At 62.9% G+C, this 415-nt stretch carries 1 protein-coding gene; it reads left to right on the top strand.

Translation table 11 applies throughout. The features are described 5' to 3' along the window. On the top strand, positions 1–415 hold a 415-nt coding region (locus tag K5E40_RS34475), incomplete at both ends, for a contractile injection system protein, VgrG/Pvc8 family (RefSeq protein ID WP_260456256.1).

Here is a 415-nt window from a genome sequence, read left to right as displayed (position 1 = left end):
AAGCGGCCTACAAACCTGAAGGCGCTCTCGATAGCAAAGACGCCGAACCGGATCTCGAAGACTACGACTACCCCGGCCGCTTCATCGACCGCGCGCGCGGTAAATTCCTCAGCCAACGCGCCCTCGAACGCCATCGCGCCGACTACCGCCAGGCTGAAGGTCGCGGCGACCAGACCACACTGGTCAGCGGCCACTTCATGGAAATGTCCGACCACCCGCGCACCGAGTGGAATGACCTGTGGCTGCTCACCGAAATCGTCCACGAAGGCAAACAGCCGCAAGTCCTCGAAGAAGGCGTGACCAGCGACACCACCGACAACAAAGACGACTTCCACCAGGGCTACCGCAACACCTTCCTCGCCACCCCGTGGGACGTGTTCTACCGCCCGGCCCTCGAACACCCGAAACCCCGCGT

Origin of the sequence: Pseudomonas baetica, from assembly GCF_019733355.1 — a bacterium.
Taxonomy (GTDB): Bacteria; Pseudomonadota; Gammaproteobacteria; order Pseudomonadales; family Pseudomonadaceae; genus Aquipseudomonas; species Aquipseudomonas baetica_A.
This window is presented reverse-complemented; position numbering and strand designations above follow the sequence as displayed.